A 336-nucleotide genomic window follows, 5' to 3' on the forward strand; every position below is an offset into this window, starting at 1 on the left:
CAGGCGTTATGGCCAAGAGCGCAGCCGAGATAAGTCTTACCACTGCCGCATGGTCCGGTGATCAACAGGTTCTGCCTTCGGTCAAGCCAGTCCCGTTGCGCTAGCCGAGCGATGCGTGAACGTTCGATATTGCGAGGGTGCTGGTAGTCTATCTCCTGAACAGTAGCATTAAGTTTGAACTTGGCTTGCCGGATCAGCCGCTCATGCTGGCGTTGCTGCCGAACTGACTGCTCTTGTTCGACCAACAAGCTCAGCCGCTCGGTGAACGCGAGAGCTTCATAAGTGCCTGGCTGTTCTTGCTGCCGCTCCAGTGCTTCGGCCATCCCGCTGAGCTTT

At 56.8% G+C, this 336-nt stretch carries 1 protein-coding gene; it reads right to left on the reverse strand.

What is annotated here, in order from left to right; genetic code table 11:
• On the reverse strand, positions 1 to 323 hold a 323-nt coding region (locus tag R0J87_RS19070; protein WP_498888199.1), incomplete at its 3' end, for an ATP-binding protein.
• Between the last annotated feature and the right edge of the window lie 13 nt (positions 324 to 336).

Source organism: Halomonas sp. SIMBA_159 (assembly GCF_046536035.1).
Lineage (GTDB): Bacteria > Pseudomonadota > Gammaproteobacteria > Pseudomonadales > Halomonadaceae > Vreelandella > Vreelandella venusta_A.